This window comes from Pseudomonas sp. 6D_7.1_Bac1, assembly GCF_025465945.1.
GTDB lineage: Bacteria > Pseudomonadota > Gammaproteobacteria > Pseudomonadales > Pseudomonadaceae > Aquipseudomonas.
Window position 1 is genome coordinate 1 of sequence record NZ_JANLNW010000053.1, and the last position, 23,214, is coordinate 23,214.

At 60.0% G+C, this 23,214-nt stretch carries 19 protein-coding genes and 2 tRNA genes; 2 read left to right on the plus strand and 19 right to left on the minus strand.

Annotation, left to right across the window (positions count from 1 at the left end):
* Positions 1-66: 66 nt before the first annotated feature.
* The 7 genes from dnaB to rnr form a co-directional block, all read right to left on the minus strand.
* Positions 67-1,461: a replicative DNA helicase gene (gene dnaB, locus NTD87_RS14705; RefSeq protein ID WP_109627711.1), complete on the minus strand. Its 1,395-nt coding sequence runs from the start codon at positions 1,459-1,461 to the stop codon at positions 67-69.
* A gap of 137 nt (positions 1,462-1,598) precedes the next feature.
* Positions 1,599-2,045 (minus strand): 50S ribosomal protein L9, encoded by a 447-nt coding sequence (gene rplI / locus NTD87_RS14710; protein ID WP_008157007.1) that lies wholly within the window; start codon positions 2,043-2,045, stop codon positions 1,599-1,601.
* Between the two features lie 19 nt (positions 2,046-2,064).
* On the minus strand, positions 2,065-2,958 hold the full coding sequence (locus tag NTD87_RS14715) for a hypothetical protein (protein WP_262114696.1): 894 nt from the start codon (positions 2,956-2,958) through the stop codon (positions 2,065-2,067).
* A 36-nt stretch (positions 2,959-2,994) separates the two neighbouring features.
* The gene (rpsR, locus tag NTD87_RS14720; protein WP_002551829.1) at positions 2,995-3,225 is read right to left on the minus strand and encodes a 30S ribosomal protein S18; all 231 of its coding nucleotides are present in this window, start codon (positions 3,223-3,225) and stop codon (positions 2,995-2,997) included.
* 28 nt (positions 3,226-3,253) lie between these two features.
* On the minus strand, positions 3,254-3,676 hold the full coding sequence (rpsF, locus tag NTD87_RS14725) for a 30S ribosomal protein S6 (protein ID WP_262114697.1): 423 nt from the start codon (positions 3,674-3,676) through the stop codon (positions 3,254-3,256).
* A gap of 296 nt (positions 3,677-3,972) precedes the next feature.
* Positions 3,973-4,734, minus strand: coding sequence for a 23S rRNA (guanosine(2251)-2'-O)-methyltransferase RlmB (rlmB, locus tag NTD87_RS14730; protein ID WP_262114699.1), 762 nt, complete (start codon positions 4,732-4,734; stop codon positions 3,973-3,975).
* Positions 4,731-7,361 (minus strand): ribonuclease R, encoded by a 2,631-nt coding sequence (gene rnr / locus NTD87_RS14735; RefSeq protein WP_262114701.1) that lies wholly within the window; start codon positions 7,359-7,361, stop codon positions 4,731-4,733. Before rnr ends, rlmB begins: the two co-directional genes overlap by 4 nt.
* Before the next feature lie 225 nt (positions 7,362-7,586).
* Between rnr and NTD87_RS14740 the strand changes: the two genes are divergently transcribed.
* A tRNA-Leu gene (locus tag NTD87_RS14740) sits at positions 7,587-7,673 on the plus strand.
* A 165-nt stretch (positions 7,674-7,838) separates the two neighbouring features.
* A tRNA-Leu gene (locus NTD87_RS14745) sits at positions 7,839-7,925 on the plus strand.
* Positions 7,926-8,193: 268 nt separating this feature from the next.
* On the opposite strand, the gene NTD87_RS14750 is transcribed toward NTD87_RS14745, so the two are convergent.
* From NTD87_RS14750 to NTD87_RS14805, 12 genes are all read right to left on the minus strand, one after another.
* A complete protein-coding gene (locus tag NTD87_RS14750) occupies positions 8,194-10,128 on the minus strand; it encodes a methyl-accepting chemotaxis protein (protein WP_262114702.1) in 1,935 nt (644 codons plus the stop codon).
* A gap of 138 nt (positions 10,129-10,266) precedes the next feature.
* Positions 10,267-11,559 carry an adenylosuccinate synthase gene (locus NTD87_RS14755; protein ID WP_262114703.1) on the minus strand — a complete coding sequence of 431 codons (1,293 nt, stop codon included), beginning with the start codon at positions 11,557-11,559 and terminating at the stop codon, positions 10,267-10,269.
* A 54-nt stretch (positions 11,560-11,613) separates the two neighbouring features.
* The gene (locus NTD87_RS14760; protein WP_262114704.1) at positions 11,614-12,801 is read right to left on the minus strand and encodes an ATP phosphoribosyltransferase regulatory subunit; all 1,188 of its coding nucleotides are present in this window, start codon (positions 12,799-12,801) and stop codon (positions 11,614-11,616) included.
* Positions 12,802-13,118: 317 nt separating this feature from the next.
* Positions 13,119-13,988, minus strand: a complete 870-nt coding sequence (gene hflC, locus NTD87_RS14765) for a protease modulator HflC (protein WP_262114706.1) — start codon at positions 13,986-13,988, stop codon at positions 13,119-13,121.
* Positions 13,988-15,154, minus strand: a complete 1,167-nt coding sequence (hflK, locus tag NTD87_RS14770) for an FtsH protease activity modulator HflK (protein ID WP_262114708.1) — start codon at positions 15,152-15,154, stop codon at positions 13,988-13,990. Before hflK ends, hflC begins: the two co-directional genes overlap by 1 nt.
* A 96-nt stretch (positions 15,155-15,250) precedes the next feature.
* On the minus strand, positions 15,251-16,552 hold the full coding sequence (gene hflX / locus NTD87_RS14775; protein WP_262114709.1) for a ribosome rescue GTPase HflX: 1,302 nt from the start codon (positions 16,550-16,552) through the stop codon (positions 15,251-15,253).
* A gap of 12 nt (positions 16,553-16,564) precedes the next feature.
* The gene (gene hfq, locus NTD87_RS14780) at positions 16,565-16,825 is read right to left on the minus strand and encodes an RNA chaperone Hfq (RefSeq protein WP_010221594.1); all 261 of its coding nucleotides are present in this window, start codon (positions 16,823-16,825) and stop codon (positions 16,565-16,567) included.
* A 93-nt stretch (positions 16,826-16,918) separates the two neighbouring features.
* The gene (gene miaA, locus NTD87_RS14785) at positions 16,919-17,890 is read right to left on the minus strand and encodes a tRNA (adenosine(37)-N6)-dimethylallyltransferase MiaA (RefSeq protein WP_262114712.1); all 972 of its coding nucleotides are present in this window, start codon (positions 17,888-17,890) and stop codon (positions 16,919-16,921) included.
* Positions 17,890-19,785, minus strand: coding sequence for a DNA mismatch repair endonuclease MutL (gene mutL / locus NTD87_RS14790; protein ID WP_262114774.1), 1,896 nt, complete (start codon positions 19,783-19,785; stop codon positions 17,890-17,892). The genes miaA and mutL overlap by 1 nt, the downstream gene beginning before the upstream one ends.
* A gap of 8 nt (positions 19,786-19,793) precedes the next feature.
* Positions 19,794-21,230, minus strand: a complete 1,437-nt coding sequence (locus tag NTD87_RS14795) for an N-acetylmuramoyl-L-alanine amidase (RefSeq protein WP_315975325.1) — start codon at positions 21,228-21,230, stop codon at positions 19,794-19,796.
* Positions 21,231-21,701 carry a tRNA (adenosine(37)-N6)-threonylcarbamoyltransferase complex ATPase subunit type 1 TsaE gene (gene tsaE, locus NTD87_RS14800; protein ID WP_262114713.1) on the minus strand — a complete coding sequence of 157 codons (471 nt, stop codon included), beginning with the start codon at positions 21,699-21,701 and terminating at the stop codon, positions 21,231-21,233.
* A complete protein-coding gene (locus NTD87_RS14805) occupies positions 21,689-23,188 on the minus strand; it encodes an NAD(P)H-hydrate dehydratase (protein WP_262114715.1) in 1,500 nt (499 codons plus the stop codon). Before NTD87_RS14805 ends, tsaE begins: the two co-directional genes overlap by 13 nt.
* Positions 23,189-23,214 lie beyond the last annotated feature (26 nt).

Genomic DNA, 23,214 nt, shown 5'->3' on the forward strand with positions numbered 1-23,214 from the left:
AGAGGAACGCATTCCAAGGTGGGAGCGAGCCTGCTCGCGATGGGGCCCTTTCAGGCGCTAAATAACTTATTCGTCGTCGAAGTTATAGCTGCCCGGCGCGAGGTTTTCGAAGCGGGTGTACTTGCCGATGAACGCCAGGCGTGACGTTCCGATCGGGCCGTTCCGCTGCTTGCCGATGATGATCTCGGCGATGCCTTTGTGTTCGGTTTCCGGGTGATACACCTCGTCCCGGTACACGAACATGATGACGTCGGCATCCTGCTCGATCGCTCCGGATTCCCGCAAGTCGGAGTTGATCGGGCGCTTGTTGGGACGTTGCTCCAGGGAGCGGTTGAGCTGCGACAGCGCCACCACCGGGCAGTTGAATTCCTTGGCCAGGGCTTTCAACGAGCGGGAGATTTCGGAAATCTCGTTGGTCCGGTTATCGCCACCCGAGCCCGGGATCTGCATGAGTTGCAGGTAATCGATCATGATCAGGGCGACATCGCCGTGCTCACGCACCAGACGCCGGGTCCGCGCACGCATTTCCGACGGGCTGATACCAGCCGTATCGTCGATGAACAGCTTACGATCGTTGAGCAGGTTGACCGCCGAAGTCAGGCGCGGCCAATCGTCGTCGTCCAGGCGACCGGCACGGACTTTGGTCTGATCGATACGGCCGAGGGAAGACAGCATACGCATGATCAGCGATTCACCTGGCATCTCCAGCGAGTAGACCAGAACGCATTTGTCGCTGCGCAGCACGGCGTTTTCCACCAGGTTCATCGCAAAGGTGGTTTTACCCATCGATGGACGACCGGCAACGATGATCAAGTCGGACGGTTGCAGGCCGCTGGTCTTCTCGTCGAGGTCGGTGTAGCCGGTGGACAGGCCGGTAATGGCGTTGTCGGTGTTGAACAAGGTGTCGATGCGGTCGATGGCCTTGGTCAGCAGGTCATTCACGCTCACCGGGCCGCCGGTTTTTGGCCGGGCCTCGGCGATCTGGAAGATCTGCCGTTCAGCTTCGTCGAGGATCTCTTCAGCCGTGCGACCTTCTGGATTGAATGCGCTGTCGGCAATCTCGGTGGCAATGCCAATCAGTTGCCGCAAGGTCGCCCGCGCGCGAACGATCTGCGCATAGGCCTTGATGTTGGCGACGGACGGGGTGTTTTTCGCCAGTTCGCCGAGGTATCCGAGACCGCCAACTTGCGAGGTCTGACCTTCCTTGTCCAATTGCTCGGCAAGGGTCACGACGTCGATCGGCGAGTTCTGATCGGCCAGCTTGGCGATCGCACGGAAGATCAGGCGGTGGTCATGTCGATAGAAATCGCCATCCGACACCTGATCGAGCACGCGTTCCCAGGCGTTGTTGTCCAGCATCAGACCACCGAGCACAGCCTGTTCGGCCTCGATGGAATGCGGCGGCACTTTCAGCGCGGCGGTTTGCAGATCGTATTGCTCAGGAGCGGAGATATCGTTCATGGCCACTTGGTTTCTTTAGGAAAAGCAGGGTTTGTAGAAAATCAGGAACCGCAGAAAGACAAAGGGCACGACCTGTAAACAGGATCGTGCCCGATGTTACCGGTAAGCACCCGAGGGTGCCAGCCGACAAGTGCTGCTTAAGCTGCTACCACGACAACGCGTACGGTGGCTTCAACTTCAGCGTGCAGGTGCACGGCTACGTCGAATTCGCCTACGTTGCGGATGGTGCCGTTCGGCAGACGAACTTCGCTTTTTGCAACTTCAACGCCAGAGGCGGTCAGTGCATCAGCGATGTCGTGAGTACCGATCGAACCGAACAGCTTGCCTTCGTCACCGGCGGTGGCAGTGATAGTCACTTCCAGCTCAGCCAGTTGGGCAGCGCGGTTTTCAGCCGAAGTTTTACGGTCTGCTGCGGCTTTTTCCAGCTCAGCGCGACGCTCTTCGAACGCAGCCAGGTTGGCAGCGGTCGCAGCGGTAGCTTTGCCGTAAGGCAGCAGGTAGTTACGACCGTAACCAGCCTTAACGTTCACTTTGTCACCCAGGTTGCCCAGGTTGGTGACTTTTTCCAGAAGGATCAGTTGCATGTGAAAATCCTCTTAACTTTTAACCTTCACCGTTCGCGTTATCGGCGTCTTTCGGCGCCAAACGACCGCGAAAATCAATCAGGCTGTCGACAATGGCCAGGACCACCAGCAACGGATAGATCAGCTGCATAAACAGCAACAGCGTTACGTACAACCCCACCAGCCAAAACTTGGCCAGTCGCTTTTCAGCCACCAGCCCATGAATCAGGGCCAGCCCGGCGAACACCAGCGGTACGCTGCACAACGGCGTCAACATGGCCATCTGGGAACCGAAGTTCGGCCCCAGGAGCATGCACGCCAGCAGCAACATCGCCGGCCCCAGCGGGATTCGGATGGCGCGAAACTCGCGACCAAAACCACCGGGGTTGTACAACAACGCCTGCCAGTAGCGCCCGATAATCAGGCTCAGCACACTGACGATTTGCAACAAGGCCGCAATCAGGCCAGTCAGAACCGGAGCAATCAGGGCGGCGAGACGCGCTCGCTCCTCTACCGACAATTGCTGGTAGAGGTCACCGAGGGCCAGCGGCAGGATCTTTACCAGCTCCTGCGCCAGCATCTCGATCTGAGGGCGGTAAGCCGCACCCAGCACCACTGAAAACACCAATCCCATCGCTATGCTGACCAGCAGCACGCGGTTCCAGGATTCACTTGCGCGCAAAACCAACGCAAGGCCCGAAGACCCCAGCAGCACCATAAGTGCGCGTGGATCAGCGGAATACATCCACCAGAGCAATGCCGGCAGTATTCCCAGAGCAAGAACGCCTAGGGCGTCCTTCAATCCGCGCCGCAGTAGCACAAGGCTCCCCGCGGCAGCACCCAACCAATACAACAACGGCAATGCCGCGCATCCAGCCACTACGAGAGTGGCCTGCATACGACCGCGCATGATGAACTCAGCTATGGCGCGCATGCATTCAATCCTTTGCTACGTGTCGACTGCCCGGTCTCAGCGGCCGTGGCTGTCGGTGTAGGCCAGCAGGGCCAGGAAGCGGGCGCGCTTGATAGCGGTGGCCAGCTGACGCTGATAACGAGCTTTGGTACCGGTGATGCGGCTTGGAACGATTTTGCCGGTCTCGGATACATAAGCTTTCAGAGTGTTGAGATCTTTGTAATCGATCTCTTTCACGTCTTCAGCGGTGAAGCGGCAGAATTTACGACGACGGAAGAAACGTGCCATGTAATAGGCTCCTCAAAAGGTCCGTGGATTACTCGTCAGCGTTATCGCTGGCGTCGCTGTCATCACTGTCAACGCCTTCAGCGTCGGAGTGCTCAGGACGGTCGCGACGCTCACGGCGCTCACTGCGGTTTTCTTCAGCCTTGAGCATCTCGGATTGGCCGGTAACGGCTTCTTCGCGACGGATGACCAGGTTACGGATCACTGCATCGTTGTAGCGGAAGTTGTCTTCCAGCTCGGCCAGGGCCTTGCCAGTGCACTCAACGTTCAGCATCACGTAGTGAGCCTTGTGAACATTGTTGATTGCGTAGGCCAGTTGACGACGGCCCCAATCTTCCAGACGGTGGATTTTGCCGCCGTCTTCTTCGATCAGCTTGGTGTAACGCTCAACCATGCCGCCGACTTGCTCGCTTTGATCCGGGTGGACCAAAAAGATGATTTCGTAATGACGCATGAATGCTCCTTACGGGTTGTAGCCTGCCGCTCAAAAGCGGTCAGACAAGGAGTGAATGACACTTATGGACTTGCCGGCGATAGACACATGCGTGCCTGCCGTCACAGCAAGGGGCGCAATTGTAGAGAAGGGATAGAAGAGGTGCAAGGCAATTGGTGATTATTTGAACAATACCCACCACCACAAACAACTGTGGGAGCGAGCTTGCTCGCGATGGGGGCATCACATTCAACATTTATGCTGAATGACACTCCGCTATCGCGAGCAGGCTCGCTCCCACAGGGATTACAACCGACTCATGCTTTCTTGGCGGCGGCCTTGACGCCGCGCTGGCGCAGGGCTTCGAACAGGCACACGCCGGTTGCCACGGAAACGTTGAGGCTGCTGACGCTACCGGCCATCGGCAGGCGCACCAGGTAGTCGCAAAGATCGCGAGTCAGACGGCGCATCCCGCTACCTTCCGCACCCATGATCAGGATGGTCGGTCCGGTCAGGTCCTGCTGATACAGATCCTGCTCAGCCTCGCCCGCCGTACCGACGACCCACAAACCACGCTGCTTGAGTTTTTCCAGGGTGCGCGCCAGGTTGGTCACAGCCACCAACGGAATCACTTCAGCGGCGCCACAGGCGACTTTACGTACAGTCGGGGTCAGGGTGGCTGACTTGTCCTTCGGAACGATCACTGCCAATGCACCCGCCGCGTCGGCAGAACGCAGGCAAGCACCAAGGTTGTGCGGATCGGTCACGCCGTCGAGCACCAACAGCAGCGGTGCACCTTCGGTACGGTCGAGCAGCTCGTCGAGCATGGCCTCGCCCCAGACCTGGCTAGGACTCACGTCCGCCACCACGCCCTGGTGCACGCCTTCAACCCAGGCATCCAGCTCACGACGCTCGGCCTGACCGACCGCAACGCGGTTTTCATTGGCCAGTTCGATCAGCGTCTGAACGCGCGGATCACTGCGGCCTTCGGCCAGCCAGATCTGCTTGACGCGTTTAGGGTGATGACGCAGCAACGCTTCTACGGCATGCACGCCGTAGATTTTTTCCAACTGACTCATGACTTGGCCTTAGGTTTACGCGCCCCGCCGCTTTTGGCTGGAGCCGAGCCCGCTTTTGGCGGGCCTTTACGGTGTTTACTCGGTTTGGCTGGCTTGCCGCCGGAGGCCTTTTCAGGCGCCGACCGTCCGGCCTTTCCCCCAGACGCCGCTTTACCGCCGCTCTTCGCTTCGGCCAGCAACGCCTGCTTCATTTCACGACTTTTGCGTACCTCGGCGTTTTTCGCCGCAGCATCGCTTGGGCGATAGGCTTCGACCGCTTTTTCCTTCACGGAACTACGACGACCGGTTTTCGCCGGCGCAGGCTCAGCAGCCGTCTTGGCAGCAGGCGCGGAGGTTTCTGCGCCACGCTTCTTGCGGCCAATCGGCGCGCTGATGGTTTTTTCGGCCATCTCGAAGTCGATCTTGCGCTCGTCCAGGTCAACCCGCATTACGCGCACTTCGACGGTATCGCCAAGGCGGAAGCTGCGACCGGTACGCTCACCGGCCAGGCGGTGATGCACAGGGTCGAAGTGGTAGTAGTCACCCGGCAAAGCGGTCACATGGACCAGCCCTTCGACGTAGATGTCCGTCAGCTCGACGAACAGACCAAAACCGGTCACCGCAGTGATCACGCCCGGGAACGACTCGCCCACGCGGTCTTTCATGTACTCGCACTTGAGCCAGTTCACTACGTCGCGGGTCGCTTCGTCGGCACGGCGCTCGCTCATCGAGCACTGCTCGCCGAGCTGTTCCAGCGTCGCTTCGTCGTACGGATAGATACGCGCTTTCGGAATGGTCATTGCCCCGGCACGACGCACATGTGGCGTGTCTTGCTTGGAGTGGATGACGCTGCGAATCGCCCGGTGCGTGAGCAAGTCCGGGTAACGGCGAATCGGCGAGGTGAAGTGGGTATAGGCTTCGTAATTCAGGCCGAAGTGGCCCTGGTTATCAGCGCTGTACACCGCTTGGCTCAACGAACGCAGCATGACGGTCTGGATCAGGTGGAAATCCGGACGATCCTTGATACCGGCCAGCAACGCCTGGTAGTCCTTCGGCGACGGGCCGTCCTTGCCTTTGTGCAGGGACAGGCCGAGCTCGCCAAGGAAGGCGCGGAGTTTTTCCAGACGCTCCGGCGGCGGACCATCGTGGACCCGGTACAGCGCAGGGATCTCGTGTTTCTTCAGGAATTCAGCGGTGGCCACGTTGGCCGCCAGCATGCATTCCTCGATCAGCTTGTGCGCGTCATTGCGCACAGTCGGACGGATTTCGGCGATCTTGCGCTCGGTGCCGAAGATGATTCGGGTTTCCTGCGTTTCGAAATCGATCGCGCCACGCACGTGACGAGCCGCCAGCAACACCTTGTACAGCGAGTAGAGCTGCTTGAGGTGCGGCACGACATCGGTGTACTCACCGCGCAACTGCCGGGCCTCGGTGGTTTTCGGCTGTTCCAGCATCGCGCTGACCTTGTTGTAGGTCAGGCGGGCGTGGGAGTGAATCACTGCTTCGTAGAAGCAGTAGTCGGTCATCTCGCCGGATTTGGAGATGGTCATCTCGCAAACCATGGCTAGGCGATCGACGAGCGGGTTCAGCGAGCACAGGCCGTTGGATAACTGCTCAGGCAGCATCGGCACGACGCGCTCGGGGAAGTACACCGAGTTACCACGAACCTGAGATTCGTTGTCCAGCGCCGAACCGATCTTCACGTAGCTGGAAACGTCGGCAATCGCCACGTACAACTTCCAGCCGCCGGAGAACAGGCGCAGCTTGCCTGGACGCGCTTCGCAATACACCGCATCGTCGAAGTCGCGAGCATCTTCGCCGTCAATGGTAACGAACGGCAGATGACGCAGGTCGATGCGTTTTTCTTTGTCTTTCTCTTCGACTTCCGGCTTGAGCTTGGCGGCTTCTTTGAGCACCGCTTCAGGCCATACATGAGGAATGTCGTAGGTACGCAGGGCAATATCGATTTCCATGCCCGGCGCCATGTAATTACCGACCACTTCCACCACATCGCCTTGCGGCTGGAAGCGTGGCGTCGGCCAATGCGTAATCTTCACTTCAACGAATTGGCCGATATTGGCGTTGGCGTTACGACCTGGAGTCACCAGCACTTCCTGCTGGATCTTCGGGTTGTCGGCCACCACAAAGCCGATGCCGCCTTCTTCGAAGTAACGACCGACGATGCTCTCGTGAGCACGGGACACCACTTCGACGATCACGCCTTCACGGCGACCACGACGGTCCAGACCGGAAACCCGTGCCAGCGCACGGTCACCGTCGAACACCAGACGCATTTGCGCCGGGCTCATGAACAGGTCGTCACTGCCGTCGTCCGGGATCAGGAAGCCGAAGCCGTCACGGTGACCACTGATGCGGCCCAGGATCAGGTCGAGCTTGTCTACCGGCGCGTAGGTGCCACGGCGGGTATAGATCAGTTGAGCGTCGCGCTCCATGGCGCGCAGGCGGCGGCGCAGGGCTTCGATCTGGTCTTCTGTGGTCAGACCAAACTCTTCGACCAGTTGCTCGCGGTTAGCAGGCGAACCACGATCAGCAAGGTGCTGAAGGATCAGTTCGCGGCTAGGAATAGGGTTTTCATATTTTTCCGCTTCACGAGCGGCCTCGGGATCGAGGGACTGCCAATCGGCCATTAGAGAGTTTTCACCTTGTCTATATGCGGGTTAGTTTGGCATAGGCGTAATGAAACGGGAAATTTCAGACTCCTGGAGGCCTCAAAAGCCCCTTCTCTCGCCTGGAAAGACAGTCTTGAGCACCGCTCGTAAAATTTTCCAGGTTTTTTTGATATCAGGGGTTTACAGTTAAAAGGACGCTCCGTATAGTGCGCGCCATCGACGACGGACAACGTTGCCGATACTGCCCAGATGGTGAAATTGGTAGACACGCCAGCTTCAGGTGCTGGTGACCGCAAGGTCGTGGAAGTTCGAGTCTTCTTCTGGGCACCAATTTCGAGCTTGAGATTAGTTCAATTTCAAGGCTCACACAAAAACCCGCGAAAGCGGGTTTTTGCATTCTAAGTGTTTGATTTATTAAAACCAAAACAGGGGTTTACAGATCAAAACGCTCTCCGTATAGTGCGCCACATCAACAGCGGCAACGCTGAAGATATTGCCCAGATGGTGAAATTGGTAGACACGCCAGCTTCAGGTGCTGGTGACCGCAAGGTCGTGGAAGTTCGAGTCTTCTTCTGGGCACCAATTCAAAGTTCAAGGTCAACGATCTTGAATCTCACAAAAACCCGCGAAAGCGGGTTTTTGCGTTTCTGGTGTTCGATAATCTCCAGCCACCGCCATCCCTGTGCAAGGGGGCTGACCTGCTTACGACGCAGATGTGTTTGAGCCGCTGAAAACGCCATCGCGAGCAGGCTCGCTCCCACATTTGATTTCTGTCGCCCGCAGATAGTGGGGGCACAGCAGAACCTGTGGGAGCGAGCCTGCTCGCGATGGCGGTGGCCCAGACAACAAATCAGGCCCGGAACTGCCCCAGGCTCGCCTTCAGCTGCGCCGCCAGACTGTCCAGCACCTTGCCGCTAGCCGTTGTTTCCACCACGGCCTGGGCCGCACGCTCCGCCTGAGCATGAATCGTCTCGACGCGTCCACGCACCGCTTGCGCGCCTTTGGCCTGATGGGCCGCCGCCTGAGTCGCCAGGCCGATGGCCGCATGCACCTGCTCGACAGAAACCTGCACGGACTGCTGCAAACGCGCACTGTCGCGCAATACCAGCAAACCTTCGCTGGCTTGACGCCCCGCCTGCCCAATGGCCGCTACGGCCTCGCGAGCACCTTGCTGCAAAGCACCGATGTGCGCCTGAATGTCGCCGGTCGAGCTTTGCGTCTTGCTGGCCAACGCCCGTACTTCATCGGCCACTACCGCAAAACCACGCCCAGTCTCCCCGGCCCGCGCCGCTTCGATCGCCGCGTTCAGTGCCAGCAAATTGGTCTGCTCGGCGATCCCGTGAATCACCTCCAGCACCACTTCAATCTGTTCGCTCTGTTGCGCCAGACGCTCGATAACTTTAGACCCGGTATCGACTTGCCCGGCCAATGCTTCGATCAGACTGCCGACCTGCGCCGAGGTACGAGTGTTTTCATCCGTCGCCTGACGAATATCCACCACCTGCTGCAACGCCGCCTGCATCGCATGGCTTTCGGCCTGCGCCTCGTCAGCCATTTGCGACAAGGCGCGCAAGCTCTCCGCCACCTCATCGCGCTGGGACTTCGCCGCCGCATCGGCGCCGGCATTGCGCTTGGACATCGCACCGATTTCCACACCGGTGCGCTGAGCCACATCACCCGCTTCGCGCACGATGGGCTGCAACTTATCCACAAAGCGATTGACCGCTGAAGCCATGTCGCCGATTTCATCCTTGCTGTTGATCTGCACGCGCTTGGTCAGATCGCCCTCACCCGCCGCCAGATCATCCATCGCCGCGATCAGCAGCTTCAGGCGATTGACCACCCGTCGCCCGAGCACCACCGCCAACAGCAGCAAGACACCGCAGCCCACCAACGCCAGCGCCATACCGATCCGCCAGCGCAACGTCGCCGCGGCTTCCTGAACAGTACTGGTGGTATTGGCTTTCATCTCGGTGGCCGTGGATTGCGCCGACTGCAAGCGCGAGCGCATGGCCGTGGCGCTATCCGCCGCAGCACCCTTGAGGCTGTCGCCGACCAGTTGATCACTGCTGGCGATCAGCGCCGAGAAGCGCTTGTCGAGGGCCGCCAGGTCAGTTTCCACCGACGCCGTGGAGACGCCCATCAGCACCTTGCCGATTTCCACGCCATTGGGATTGATCGAGGCTTCGAGGTAGTAGACCGAAGGATCGTTCTTCGCCGCACTCAGCACTTTATCCAGCGCCCGCTCACCCTGGCCTTTTTCCACAAGGGCAGCGTTGATCGGATTTTCCCGGTTCAAGTAGCGGGTCAGGTGCTGGCCGGTGGCGTCGTCATACACCACGAACAGCACGTTCGGATTGCGTTGGGCACGACGGGCGAATTCGGACAGGGTTGGAACGTCGCTGTCCCACATGGCACGGGGTGCGACCGAAGCCAGGAGTTGAGCCATGTCATTGGCGGAGTCCTTCAGGTCCTTTTCCAGGGTCGCACGCAATTGTGCCTGCTCGTCCTTCAGTCGCGAGGACAAGCCCGTGGTGAGGCGCTGACGGGTGTTGGTGGAAAGACTGTCAAGACTGGAGGTGACTTCACGCCCGGCCTGCTCAAGTTCGCCAGAAAGTTTCTGGCTATCGACACCTAGACGATTACCTAAATCTGCTTCCAATGCAGTCACGGTGCTCCGGGTCAGTGCGACAGCCACCAACACTTGCACCAACAGGGCGATACCAAGGGTAACGAACACGGGCCGCAACAAACGGCTTTGTAACAGTGAGAGAACGGCCGACACAGGAAATCCCTCTACTTGGACGCCATTAAATTGATGGCAACCTGGAAGCCGTATTCACAGCAAAGGTCATGCCGCCCGACAGGCATAAACGACAAAGGGCCCGATTAAGGGCCCTTTGTGTTTTACATCAACGACTTATTAAGCGAACGGGTGACGCAGAACGATGGTCTCGTTGCGGTCCGGGCCCGTCGAAATAATGTCGATCGGCGCGCCGACCAACTCTTCGACGCGCTTGATGTAGTTGCGAGCAGCCTGAGGCAGCTCTTCCAGGGTCTTGGCGCCCAAGGTCGACTCGGTCCAGCCCGGCATTTGCTCGTACACCGGCTCAAGACCGATGTAGCTGTCGGCGTCGGTCGGTGCGTCGATCACTGCACCCTCCCGGTTCTTGTAACCCACGCAGATGTTGATGGTCTCAAGACCGTCCAGTACGTCCAGCTTGGTCAGGCACAGGCCCGAGATGCTGTTGACGTCGATGGCGCGACGCAGGATGACGGCGTCGAACCAGCCGCAACGACGGGCACGACCGGTGGTAGCACCGAACTCGTGGCCACGCTTGGCCAGGAACGCGCCCACATCGTCGAACAGCTCGGTCGGGAACGGACCCGAACCTACGCGAGTGGTGTAAGCCTTGGTGATGCCCAGGATGTAGTCCAGGTACATCGGGCCAAAACCCGAACCGGTGGCGATGCCGCCAGCGGTGGTGTTGGAGCTGGTGACGTACGGGTAGGTGCCGTGGTCGATGTCCAGCAGGGAGCCTTGGGCGCCTTCGAACATGATGTCTTTGCCGTCGCGACGCAGGTTATGCAGTTCGGCGGTGACGTCGAGCATCATCGGACGCAGCAGCTCGGCGTATTCCATGCACTCGTCGAGAGTCTTCTGGAAGTCGATGGCCGGCTCTTTGTAGTAATTGACCAGTACGAAGTTGTGGTAGTCCAGCAACTCGCCCAGCTTGGCGGCGAAACGCTCGCGGTGGAACAGATCACCGATGCGCAGGCCACGACGTGCAACCTTGTCTTCGTAGGCCGGGCCGATGCCGCGACCGGTGGTGCCGATCTTCAGCTCGCCACGGGCCTTTTCACGAGCCTGGTCCAGCGCTACGTGGTACGACAGGATCAGCGGGCAGGACGGGCTGATACGCAGGCGCTCGCGCACCGGTACGCCTTTCTCTTCCAGCTTGATGATCTCGCGCAGCAGGGCGTCAGGTGCAACCACCACGCCGTTGCCGATCAGGCACTGCACGCCATCGCGCAGCACGCCCGACGGAATCAGGTGCAAGACGGTTTTTTCGCCATCGATCACCAAGGTGTGACCAGCGTTGTGGCCACCTTGGTAGCGCACTACGGCGGCAGCATGTTCGGTCAGCAGATCAACGATCTTGCCTTTGCCCTCATCACCCCATTGGGTGCCCAGGACTACGACATTCTTACCCATAACACTTGTCCTCATTCGCGCAAACTTGGTGCCGGCAGCCGCCGGCAGGAAAACTCAAGAAGCCAGCGGCAATACTTGCCAAAGCCCGTTCTGCTGAATCAATTGCCGGTCGCAGTCCGCATCACGGGCGGCGGCCAATGGCTGCCCAGGCAATGCCTGAACGACACGCTGACCCTCACTGCGCAACTGGCAAACCTGCTGCCAGAGTGCTGCATCCGTACTGTCAGGCATCCAGATACCGCCAGACGGTAGCTCGATGTCAGCACGCCCCAGGGTCACCAGGGTTTTCAAATCGGTAGAGAAGCCGGTTGCCGGACGGGCGCGACCGAAATCGGCGCCGATGTCGTCATAACGACCGCCCTGAGCGATGGACTGGCCAACACCCGGTACGAACACCGCGAACACCACACCGGTGTGGTAGTGGTAACCGCGCAACTCGCCCAGATCGAAGTACAGCGCAAGATCCGGGAAACGCACGGACAAACGCTCGGCAATCGCCAGCAAGTCGTCCAGCGCCGCCAAAACAGGCGCCGGCGCATTGGCCAGACGTTCGCGAGCGGCAGCCAACACTTCACGGCCGCCACACAGATCAACCAGCGCCCGCAGCATGCCCGACAAATCGGCAGGCAGGCCTTCGGTCAAGGTAATGACCTCATCGATGGCCTTGCGCTGCAGGGCATCGAACAACTGTTGTTCGACTTCACCGGACAAACCGGCGGCACGCGCCAGGCCACGGTAGATGCCGACATGACCGAGGTCCATGTGTACATCCGGCACGTCGGCCAGTTGCAGCATGGCCAGCATCAGGCTGATGACTTCCACGTCGCTGCTCGGGCTGGCATCGCCGTACAACTCGGCACCCAGTTGAATCGGGCTGCGCGAGGACGACAAGGCGCGTGGCTGCGCATGCAGCACGCTACCGGCGTAGCACAGACGGCTCGGGCCTTCACGACGCAGGGTGTGCGCATCGATGCGCGCCACTTGCGGCGTAATGTCGGCACGGAAACCCATCTGCCGGCCCGTCTGCGGGTCGATGACCTTGAAGGTCCGCAGATCGAGATCCTGGCCCGCGCCAGTCAGCAGGGATTCCAGGTACTCGATATGCGGGGTCACGACGAACTCGTAACCCCAGCTCTGGAACAGATCCAACACCTGACGACGCGCGACTTCAATGCGCGCCGCCTCTGGTGGCAGTACTTCTTCGATGCCATCTGGCAGCAGCCAGCGGTCTACCGTTGCCATTACGCCATTCCCCTATGATCCGGGCGGCCAGCCCTCAGGCTGTCCTTGAGTGAAGCAGAAAGTGTCTGACCCATACGCATAAGTCGCGCCCATGAACGACGCGGCGATCGGCCTGAAATCGGCCTCGCCAACCACTTTCCTCGAAAAACCTGTCGAGTCGTTCAACTCGATGTTGCTATAAAAAACCGCAATCAAACGTGCAGACGCAAAAAAGCCGGGAATTTCCCGGCTGCCGCATCATACACACGTTTTCCCAAAGGATCACCCCGCGAGAGGCTTTAGCCGCCCGGCGGGGTTCCTTCAGGATCAGTGTTGACTCAAGGCTTGGCTTTTTCCAGGTAACGGAAGAAGTCGCTGCTTGGGTCCAGAACCATGACGTCGGATTTGTTCGCGAAGCTTTCACGGTAGGCGCGCAGGCTACGGTAGAACCCGTAGAACTCCTGATCCTGACCGTAGGCCTTGGAGTAGATCGATGCGGCCGTGGCATCACCATCACCGCGAACCTCTTCAGATTCACGATAGGCTTCGGCCAATAGGACGCGGCGCTGACGATCGGCGTCGGCACGGATGCCTTCTGCCAGCTCGTTACCCTTGGCACGGTGCTCGCGCGCTTCACGCTCACGCTCGGTGCTCATGCGTTCGAACACGCTGCGGTTCACTTCCTTCGGCAGATCGATGGCCTTGACCCGAACATCGACCACTTCGATGCCCAGCTCTTTTTCCGCCATCTTGTTCAGCGAAGCAGTGATATCCGCCATCAGCGCGTCACGCTCACCGGAAACCACCTCATGCAGGGTGCGCTTACCAAACTGGTCACGCAGACCCGATTCCAGACGACGCGAGAGGCGTTCATCAGCAATCTGCTTGAGGCCGGAGGTCGCGGTGTAGAAGCGCTCGGCATCCTTGACGCGCCACTTGGCGAAGGCATCGACCATGACGGCTTTCTTTTCCAGCGTCAGGAAACGCTGTGTCGGTGCATCAAGCGTCATCAGGCGTGCGTCGAATTTACGCACCTGGTTAACGTAAGGCACTTTCACATGCAGGCCCGGCTGAACATCAGCCTGAACCACGCGACCGAACTGCAGCAACACCGCGCGCTCGGTCTGAGCCACGATGTAGAAGCAGTTCCAGGCAGCGATCGCCACGACGACGCCGACAATAAGGGCGATCAGCGATTTATTGCTCATCAGCGACTCTCCCTGGTACGTGCCGGCTGCTGCAGATCAACTGCCGCACGCGCATGCCCGTCATTGCTGGCAGCAGGCGCGCTGGTTACAGGCGCTGCACCACTACGACCACTGTCGATCATCTTGTCCAGCGGCAAGTACAGCAGATTGTTCTGGCCATTCTTGTTGCCGGTCACGAGAACCTTGCTGGTATTGCTGAAGACTTCCTGCATCGTGTCCAGGTACAGACGCTGACGAGTGACTTCCGGCGCCTTGCGATACTCGGCGACCAGTTTGGTAAAGCGATCTGCCTCACCCTTGGCGCGCGAGACCGTTTCGTCGCGGTAACCGTTGGCATCTTCAATGATGCGCTGGGCCTGACCACGGGCTTCCGGCACGACGCCGTTGGCGTAGGTTTCAGCCTGGTTGCGCGAACGCTGCTCATCTTCACGAGCGCGGATCACATCATCGAAGGCTTCCTGGACTTCACGCGGTGCCGCTGCGCTCTGAACGTTGACCTGAGTGACGGTGATACCGGTGCGATAGGTATCGAGGAAGCGTTGCAGACGCTCCTTGATTTCGCTGGCCATCAATTCACGACCTTCAGTCAGCACCTGGTCCATGGCGGTGGAACCCACCACATGGCGCACGGCACTGTCGGTTGCGTGCTGCAGGCTGATTTCCGGCTGATCGACGTTCAGCACGAAGTCTTGCAGGTTGCTGATCTTGTACTGCACGGTCAGCGGCACTTCGACGATATTTTCGTCTTCAGTGAGCATTTGACCCTGCTTGGTATAGGCACGCTCACGCGTGACGTTTTCCAGGTACTTGCGATCGATCGGCGGGAAGTAGATGTTCAGGCCCGGGCCGACGGTTTCATAGTACTTGCCGAAGCGCAGCACCACGGCTTGCTCCTGCTCGTCGACCACGTAAACCGCGCTGTACAGCCAGACAGCCGCCAGCACGACAAGGCCGATGCCGAGCAGGCCGTAACCGCCGCCCTTGCCCGAACCACCGCCATCGTCACCCCGTTTCTTACCACCACCGAACAACCCATTCAGGCTTTCCTGCAGCTTTCGGAAGGCCTCGTCGAGATCCGGTGGTCCCTTGCGGTCGCCATTATTGCGGCGTTTACCACCCCAAGGATCCTGATTATTCGAGTTGCCACCCGGCTCATTCCAAGCCATAGCGCTCTCCATCTGATAAAGCAAAGACGCACCCACGGCGCGCCGACCAATGCTACAGAATGCCTGCCACAGCGGCACAACCGCTTTTTCAGGCTTTTATTGCAAAGTGTGTTGCTCGATGAATTCCAGCGGCTGCAATCCTTCGCGGCTCACCAGTCGATTAAGTTCGACTCGCGGCAAACGAACGGCCAGCAAACAGATGCCTTCTTCGTCGTGTTCTTCTTTCTGTACGGCACCGAGCGCGAAAAACTGTGCGCGCAGTCGAGCAAAACGCTGTGGCAGACGCAAGGTGCCGACGAACAAATCATCGCCGAGCAACTCTGCGATTGCCTGTTTGAGCAAGTCCAGACCCAGACCGTCACGCGCCGACAACCAGACCCGCTGCGGTTTGCCATCGGCATCACGCTGGATCTGCGGCTCTACGCCCTCGAGCAAATCGAGTTTGTTATAGACCTCCAGGATCGGCAAGTCTTGTGCACCGATCTCGCCCAACACCACCATAACCTGTTCGATCTGGGCCATACGCTCAGGCTCATGGGCGTCGATCACATGCAGCAGCAGGTCAGAGTTGCTCGACTCTTCGAGCGTAGACCGAAATGCCTCGACCAGTTTGTGCGGCAAGTGACGAATGAAACCCACGGTGTCGGCCAGCACGATCGGACCGAGGTCGTCGAGCTCGAGCCGGCGCAAGGTCGGATCAAGGGTGGCGAACAACTGGTCTGCCACAAACACGTCGGAATCGGTGACTGAGTTGAACAGCGTCGATTTGCCGGCGTTGGTATAGCCCACCAGTGAAACCGAAGGGATATCCGCACGTTTACGGCCGCGACGAGCTTGATCACGCTGACTGCGGACCTTCTCCAGGCGCCCCTTGATCTGCCGCAGGCGAACCCGCAGAAGACGCCGGTCGGTTTCCAGCTGGGTTTCACCCGGGCCGCGCAGACCGATACCGCCTTTCTGCCGCTCAAGGTGAGTCCAGCCGCGAACCAGCCGCGTACTCATGTATTCAAGCTGGGCCAGTTCGACCTGGAGCTTGCCTTCATGGGTGCGGGCGCGTTGGGCGAAGATGTCGAGAATCAGGCCCGTGCGGTCAATCACGCGACACTCGAAGACACGTTCGAGGTTACGCTCCTGACTGGGCGTGAGGGTGTGATTGAAAATCACCAGATCGACCTTCTCGGCTTTGACCTGGTCGCGCAATTCCTCGACCTTGCCGCTGCCAATCAGGTATTTGGCGGATGGCCGATGACGCGGCACGTTAATAAACGCAACGGTCTCGGCGCCAGCCGAAATTGCCAACTCCTGAAACTCCTGCGGATCTTCGCGCGCCTCAGGGTCCTGACCATCCAAGTGAACGAGAATGGTTCGCTCACCACCACCGTGGCGCTCAAAGAACAAAGGAGACTCCTATCAGGCGTTACCTGGCTCAGCGTCACCTTGTTCGGATTCGGTTGCGCTAGGCAGACGAATTGGACGAACCGGCACCACTGTAGAGATAGCGTGTTTGTAAACCATCTGGCTGACGGTGTTTTTCAGCAGGATAACGAACTGGTCGAACGACTCGATCGTGCCTTGCAGTTTGATACCATTGACCAGATAGATGGAAACCCCAACTTTCTCTTTACGTAATGTATTCAAGTAAGGGTCTTGTAGCGAATGCCCTTTTGACATGTGCCGCACTCCTTTAAGGATTCAATAATAAAAATAGGTAAACAAATGGCTTAGGCCGTCACACCCCCAAGGATAGACGGCAATTGCAAGGACTCAGCTCAATATGGAGACCGTTCCCAGGTATTTCAAGGCGCGTGGCAGATTGTCGCAATCGAGGCTGTCCAGCCAGTGTAAATCAGCCCAACTGCGCAGCCAGGTGAACTGGCGCTTCGCCAATTGGCGCGTGGCAATGATCCCACGCTCCTGCATCTCGGCTGACGTCAGCTTGCCATCCAGGTAATCCCAGACTTGTCGGTAGCCTACAGCGCGTATAGACGGTAACCCGGCATGCAGGTCACTTCTATTACGCAGGGCTACGACCTCGTCAATGAATCCCTGTTCCAACATTTGTGTGAATCTTTGTTTAATACGCTCATGCAATACCTGACGGTTCGCCGGAGCGATAGCCAAGTTCGCGACAGTATAGGGCAATTGTCGACGACCCGAAGCGCCTGCTTCAGTACTTTGCGCAGATTGTATCTCGCGCAGGGTCGTCATGCTCTGACCACTGACCCGATAAACTTCCAGCGCCCGACTGAGTCGCTGCGGGTCGTTGGGGTGAATTCGCGCCGCCGACACCGGATCAATCACCGCCAACTGATCGTGCAGGGCTTGCCAGCCAAGGCGTGCAGCCTCCTCCTCGATTTCAGCGCGAATCTGCGGATCAGCCGCCGGCATATCTGCCAGACCTTCGAGCAAAGCCTTGTAATAGAGCATGGTGCCGCCGACCAGCAGCGGAATTTTGCCGCGTGAGGTGATGTCGGCCATGGCCTCCAGGGCATCCCGGCGAAAGTCCGCCGCCGAATAGGCCTCGGCCGGATCGAGAATGTCGATCAAGCGATGAGGAAACTCGGCCAACAGCTCTTTCGAAGGCTTGGCGGTGCCAATGTCCATGCCGCGATACACCAGCGCCGAGTCGACGCTGATCAGCTCGCAGGGCAGGACCTTGGTCAGCTCGATGGCCAGATCGGTCTTGCCCGCAGCGGTCGGGCCCATCAGGAATATCGCTGGAGGGAACTGGCTCATCAACGACCGCGCAAGAACAGTTTGTCCAGATCGTCCAGGCCCAATTGGGTCCAGGTCGGCCGGCCATGGTTGCATTGACCGCTGCGTTCGGTGTTTTCCATGTCCCGCAACAGGCCGTTCATTTCCGGCAGGGCCAGGCGCCGGTTGGCGCGGATCGCGCCGTGGCAAGCCATGGTACCGAGTAGTTCGTTCAGGTGTGCCTGAATCCGGTCACTGGTGCCATATTCCATCAGGTCCGCCAAGACATCATGAACCAGACGATTGGCCTCGGCCTGTTTGAGCAACGCCGGGATCTGCCGGATCGCCAAGGTTTCCGGGCCCAGACGCTGAAGTTCGAAGCCCAGGCGCTGGAACCAGCTGACGTGCTCTTCGGCACAATCGGCTTCACGCTGACTGACGGCGATTGACTCCGGCACCAGCAACGGCTGGCCGCTCAGGCCTTCACTGGCCATCGCGACTTTCAGGCGCTCGTACATGATCCGCTCATGGGCGGCGTGCATGTCCACCAGTACCAGCCCCTGGGCGTTTTCCGAAAGAATGTAGATGCCCTTGAGTTGTGCCAGTGCATACCCCAGCGGCGGGATATCACCCTGGCCGTCCGGCAGCGCCGTAGCGTTCGCTTCAGGCAATGGCGCAAAAAACTCACGGTAGGCCGCCTGGGCTTCGGCGACCGGCACTGCCGACTGTGGACGCGGCGTGTACTGGTATTGATAACCGGCGCCAGCGCCCGAACCCGGCGCATTGAACGTCGGTTGTGCCTGCGGCTGCTCCAGTAACGCATTGGCCGCCAGACGCATTTCACCTTGCGGGCCGAACTCGCCGGCTTCGATGCCGGTCGGCCTGACCATGGCCGTCGCGACAGGCGCGGCCAGATGATCTTCCGGTCGCACATCGCCCAGAGCACGGTGCAAGGTGCCATAGAGGAAGTCATGGACCATGCGCCCGTCACGAAAGCGCACTTCGTGCTTGGTCGGATGCACGTTGACGTCGACACCCGCCGGATCGACTTCGAAAAACAGCACGAACGTCGGGTGCCGACCGTTGAACAGCACGTCGCGATAGGCCTGGCGCACCGCGTGGGCCACCAGCTTGTCGCGCACGACACGGCCATTCACAAAGAAATACTGCAAGTCCGCCTGGCTGCGGTTAAAGGTCGGCAACCCGACCCAACCCCACAAATGAAGGCCATTGCGCTCGATCTCGATCGGCAGCGCCTGCTCCAGGAAGCCTGCGCCGCAGATCGCCGCCACACGCCGGGCGCGCGCCGCGTCGTCATGGGCCTCGTGCAGGCTGAGGATGGTCTTGCCGTTATGGCGCAGATGGAACGCCACGTCGAAACGCGCCAGCGCCAGACGCTTGATCACTTCTTGCAGGTGATCGAATTCGGTTTTTTCGGTCTTGAGGAATTTGCGCCGCGCCGGGGTGTTGAAGAACAGGTCGCGAACTTCAACCGAGGTACCCACCGGATGGGCCGCTGGCTGAACGCGAGGCGCCATGTCCCGGCCTTCGGTCTCGACCTGCCAGGCCTGATCGGCATCCCGGGTGCGAGACGTCAGGGTCAGACGCGCCACGGAGCTTATCGAAGCAAGTGCTTCACCGCGAAACCCGAGGCTCATGACCTGTTCGAGATCTTCGAGATTGCGAATCTTGCTGGTGGCATGTCGCGCCAGTGCCAGCGGCAAGTCGTCGGAGGAGATCCCGCTGCCGTCGTCGCGTACCCGCAGCAACTTGACGCCGCCCTGCTCGACATCGACGTCGATACGTCTGGCGCCGGAGTCGAGGCTGTTTTCCAGCAGCTCCTTGATCACCGAGGCCGGGCGCTCCACCACCTCACCGGCGGCAATCTGGTTCGCCAGTCGCGGGCTGAGCAGCTCGATGCGCGCTGCGTTGTTCACGGCCTCGTTCATTCCTTGGCCGCCAGTTCGGTGCCCGGGATGTTCAGGTGCTGGCCGATTTTCAGTTCATCGGATTGCAGGTTGTTGGCGCTGCGCAGTGTCGCAGGCGAGACCTGATAACGCACCGCGATCATCGCCAGGGTTTCACCCGGGCGCACCGTGTGGTCACGCGGCCCCTGGGCAATCTTGCCGGAATCACGCAGCCAGGCGATGTAGGTGCCCGGCGGCGGGTTCTGCTGGAAGAACTGGCGCACACCCGCGCTGATCGAACGGGCCAACGCTTGCTGGTGGCCAGACGCCGCCAGCTTCGAGGCTTCATTGGAGTTGGAAATGAACCCGGTTTCCACCAGGATCGACGGGATATCCGGCGACTTCAGCACCATGAACCCGGCCTGTTCGACGCGCTGCTTGTGCAACGGCGTGACGCGGCCGATGTTGCTCAGCACCTTCTGGCCGACGTTCAGGCTGGAGGTCAGCGACGCGGTCATCGACAGATCGAGCAGCACGCCAGCGAGCATTTTGTCCTTGTCGTCGAGGCTAACGTTGCCAGCACCGCCGATCAGGTCGGAACGGTTTTCACTGTCGGCCAGCCAACGGGCGGTTTCGGATGTCGCGCCGCGCTCAGACAAGGCGAACACCGAGGCGCCGAACGCTGCAGCGGAGGGCGCTGCGTCGGCGTGGATCGAGACGAACAGGTCGGCGCCCTTCTTGCGGGCGATCTCGGTACGGCCACGCAATGGAATGAAGTAGTCGCCGGTACGGGTCAGCTCGGCACGGAAGCCCTTCATGCCGTTGACCTGGCGCTGCAATTCGCGGGCGATGGCCAGCACCACGTCTTTCTCGTGCTGACCACGGGAGCCTGAAGCGCCCGGATCCTCACCGCCGTGACCGGCATCGATGACCACGATGATGTCGCGCTTGCCGGCCGGCGCAGGCGGCAGCTTGATCGCCGGCTCAACTGGGGTCACCGGCACCGCAGGCACGGTGGCCACGGTTGGGGCCGGGGTCGGCGCAGGCGGCGGTGCGGCATCGGCGGCGTTGTCGAACAGGTCGACCACCAGTCGGTTGCCGTATTGCGCATTCGGCGCCAGCACGAAGCTTTTCGGGGTGACGGCTTTTTTCAGGTCGATGACCACCCGCAGATCGGTCGGCGTGCGCTGGGCCGAACGCATGGCAGTAATCGGGGTATTGGCGGTGGAGACGTTCAGCGGTGCGCCAAGAACGGCGCCATTGATGTCGATCACCAGACGATCCGGGGACGTCAGGGTAAAGACGCTGTGCTGGACCGGGCCAGACAGGTCGAACACCAGTCGCGTGTTATCCGGCGCCCGCCACAGGCGAACACTGTTGACCTTTGTCGCGGCCACAGCGTCGACGGCCAGTGCCGTAAGCAGCATTCCTACGACAGCAACCAACGCGCGAAAGCGCATACCTAACCCCATCATTTATTTGAATTCCAATGCCAAAGCGGCACACCAAGACTCGCCACGCAAACCCTGGGGCGACAGATTCAGCGAACGCCCGCTGTCATGCGGGCTAATGGTAATGGTCAGGTCGGGCTTTGGCAAAAAGCCTGCACCCTTCTGGGGCCACTCGATCAGGCACAGTGCATCGTCTTCGAGGTAGTCGCGGATGCCGAGAAACTCCAGTTCCTCCGGATCGACCAAGCGATAAAGGTCGAAGTGGAAGGCGCGGATGTCGCCGACCTCATAGGGTTCGACCAAGGTAAAGGTCGGACTTTTTACTGCTCCAACATGCCCCAAACCCCGAATAATGCCTCGCGACAGGGTGGTTTTGCCCGCCCCCAGGTCACCGTCGAGAAAGATGATGCCGTGGCCTTGGGTCACTTGAGCGATACGGTTGCCCAACACGACCATGGCGTCTTCATTGGCCAGGTACAGGGTTACTTCAGACACGGTGCTTGCTCCTCCAGCAACTGACGAATGGTGGGAATCAGATCACTGGCCGCCAGCCCCCGGCCAGATTTACCTTCACGCTCGCCGGCATTGGCGTGCAGCCAGACCGCCAGGCAAGCCGCATCGAATGCGTTCAGGCCCTGAGCCAGCAAGGCTCCGACCAGTCCGGCCAGTACATCCCCCAGACCCGCGGTAGCCATGGCCGGGTGGCCTTGATGGCACAGCGCCAAACGACCATCGGGACTGGCAACCAGGCTGCCGGCCCCTTTGAGAATGACAGTAGCTGTGTATTTTTTGCTCAATGCATGGGCCGCGGCGGGGCGGTCGGCTTGAACCTCGGCCGTGGATATCCCCAGCAACCGCGCCGCTTCCCCTGGATGCGGAGTGATCACGCAATCCTTCGGCAGACGCACATCACCCTGGCTCAGCAGATTCAGCGCATCGGCATCCCAAACCTGTGGCAACGGGGCATTGGCTGCCGCCGACAACAAGCTGCGACCCCACGCGCCCTGACCGAGACCTGGCCCGACCACCACCACACGGGCTTGCTCAAGCAGGCCCATCAGCTGGTTGGCCGAGTGAATACCCAGAACCATGACTTCGGGCACCCGCGCCAATACGGCCGGAACATGTTCGCTGCGGGTGGCCAGAGACACCATGCCCGCACCACTGCGCAAGGCGCTTTGAGCGCTCAAGAGAATGGCGCCGCCGAAACCACGGTCACCACCGATCAGCAGGAGGTGACCGAATCGACCTTTGTGCGCGCTCGGCGCTCGAGCGGCCAGGCGCGGCAGGTTGCCGGGGTTAAGGCGCTGAGCACTGACAGCGCTTTGGGCAACGATCGTCGGGTCGGCTTGCAGATCGTTGAACTGCAACTCCCCCACCTGATCCGCCGCATCACCGGTGAACAGCCCAAGCTTGAGCCCGATGTAAGTCACGGTGAGGTCGGCCCGAACCGCAGCGCCGAGGACTCGCCCGGTATTGGCGCACAGGCCAGAGGGGATATCCACCGCCGCGACGGGCAGGCCACAGGCATTGATCGCCTCAATCGCGGCGACATAGGGTTCGCGCACGTCACCGTTCAGACCGGTGCCCAGCAGCGCATCCAGCACCACGCCACGCAGCTCGGTCGAGGGTGACCAGGTTTGGACGACAACCCCGGCGGCCAGCGACTCGGCATATGCCAGCGCTGCATCGCCTTGCAAGCGCGACGGTTCAGCCACCGCCAGCACCCGCACCTGCCAGCCGGCTCGCAGGGCCAACACGGCCACCAGATAACCGTCCCCGGCATTATTGCCGTGGCCCGCCACCACACTGAGTTCAGTGGCCGTCGGCCAGTGCCGGACCAACGCACGCCACGTGGCGCGGGCGGCCCGATGCATCAATTCGAAGCCCTTTGTCCCGGCTGCAATCAGCCGCGCGTCGAGCGCTCGGACCTGTTCGGCGCTGTACAGCGCGTCGGGTAAATGGTGTTTTGTCTGCGGCATGCGTCTTCGGGCTCCGATGTCTGGCA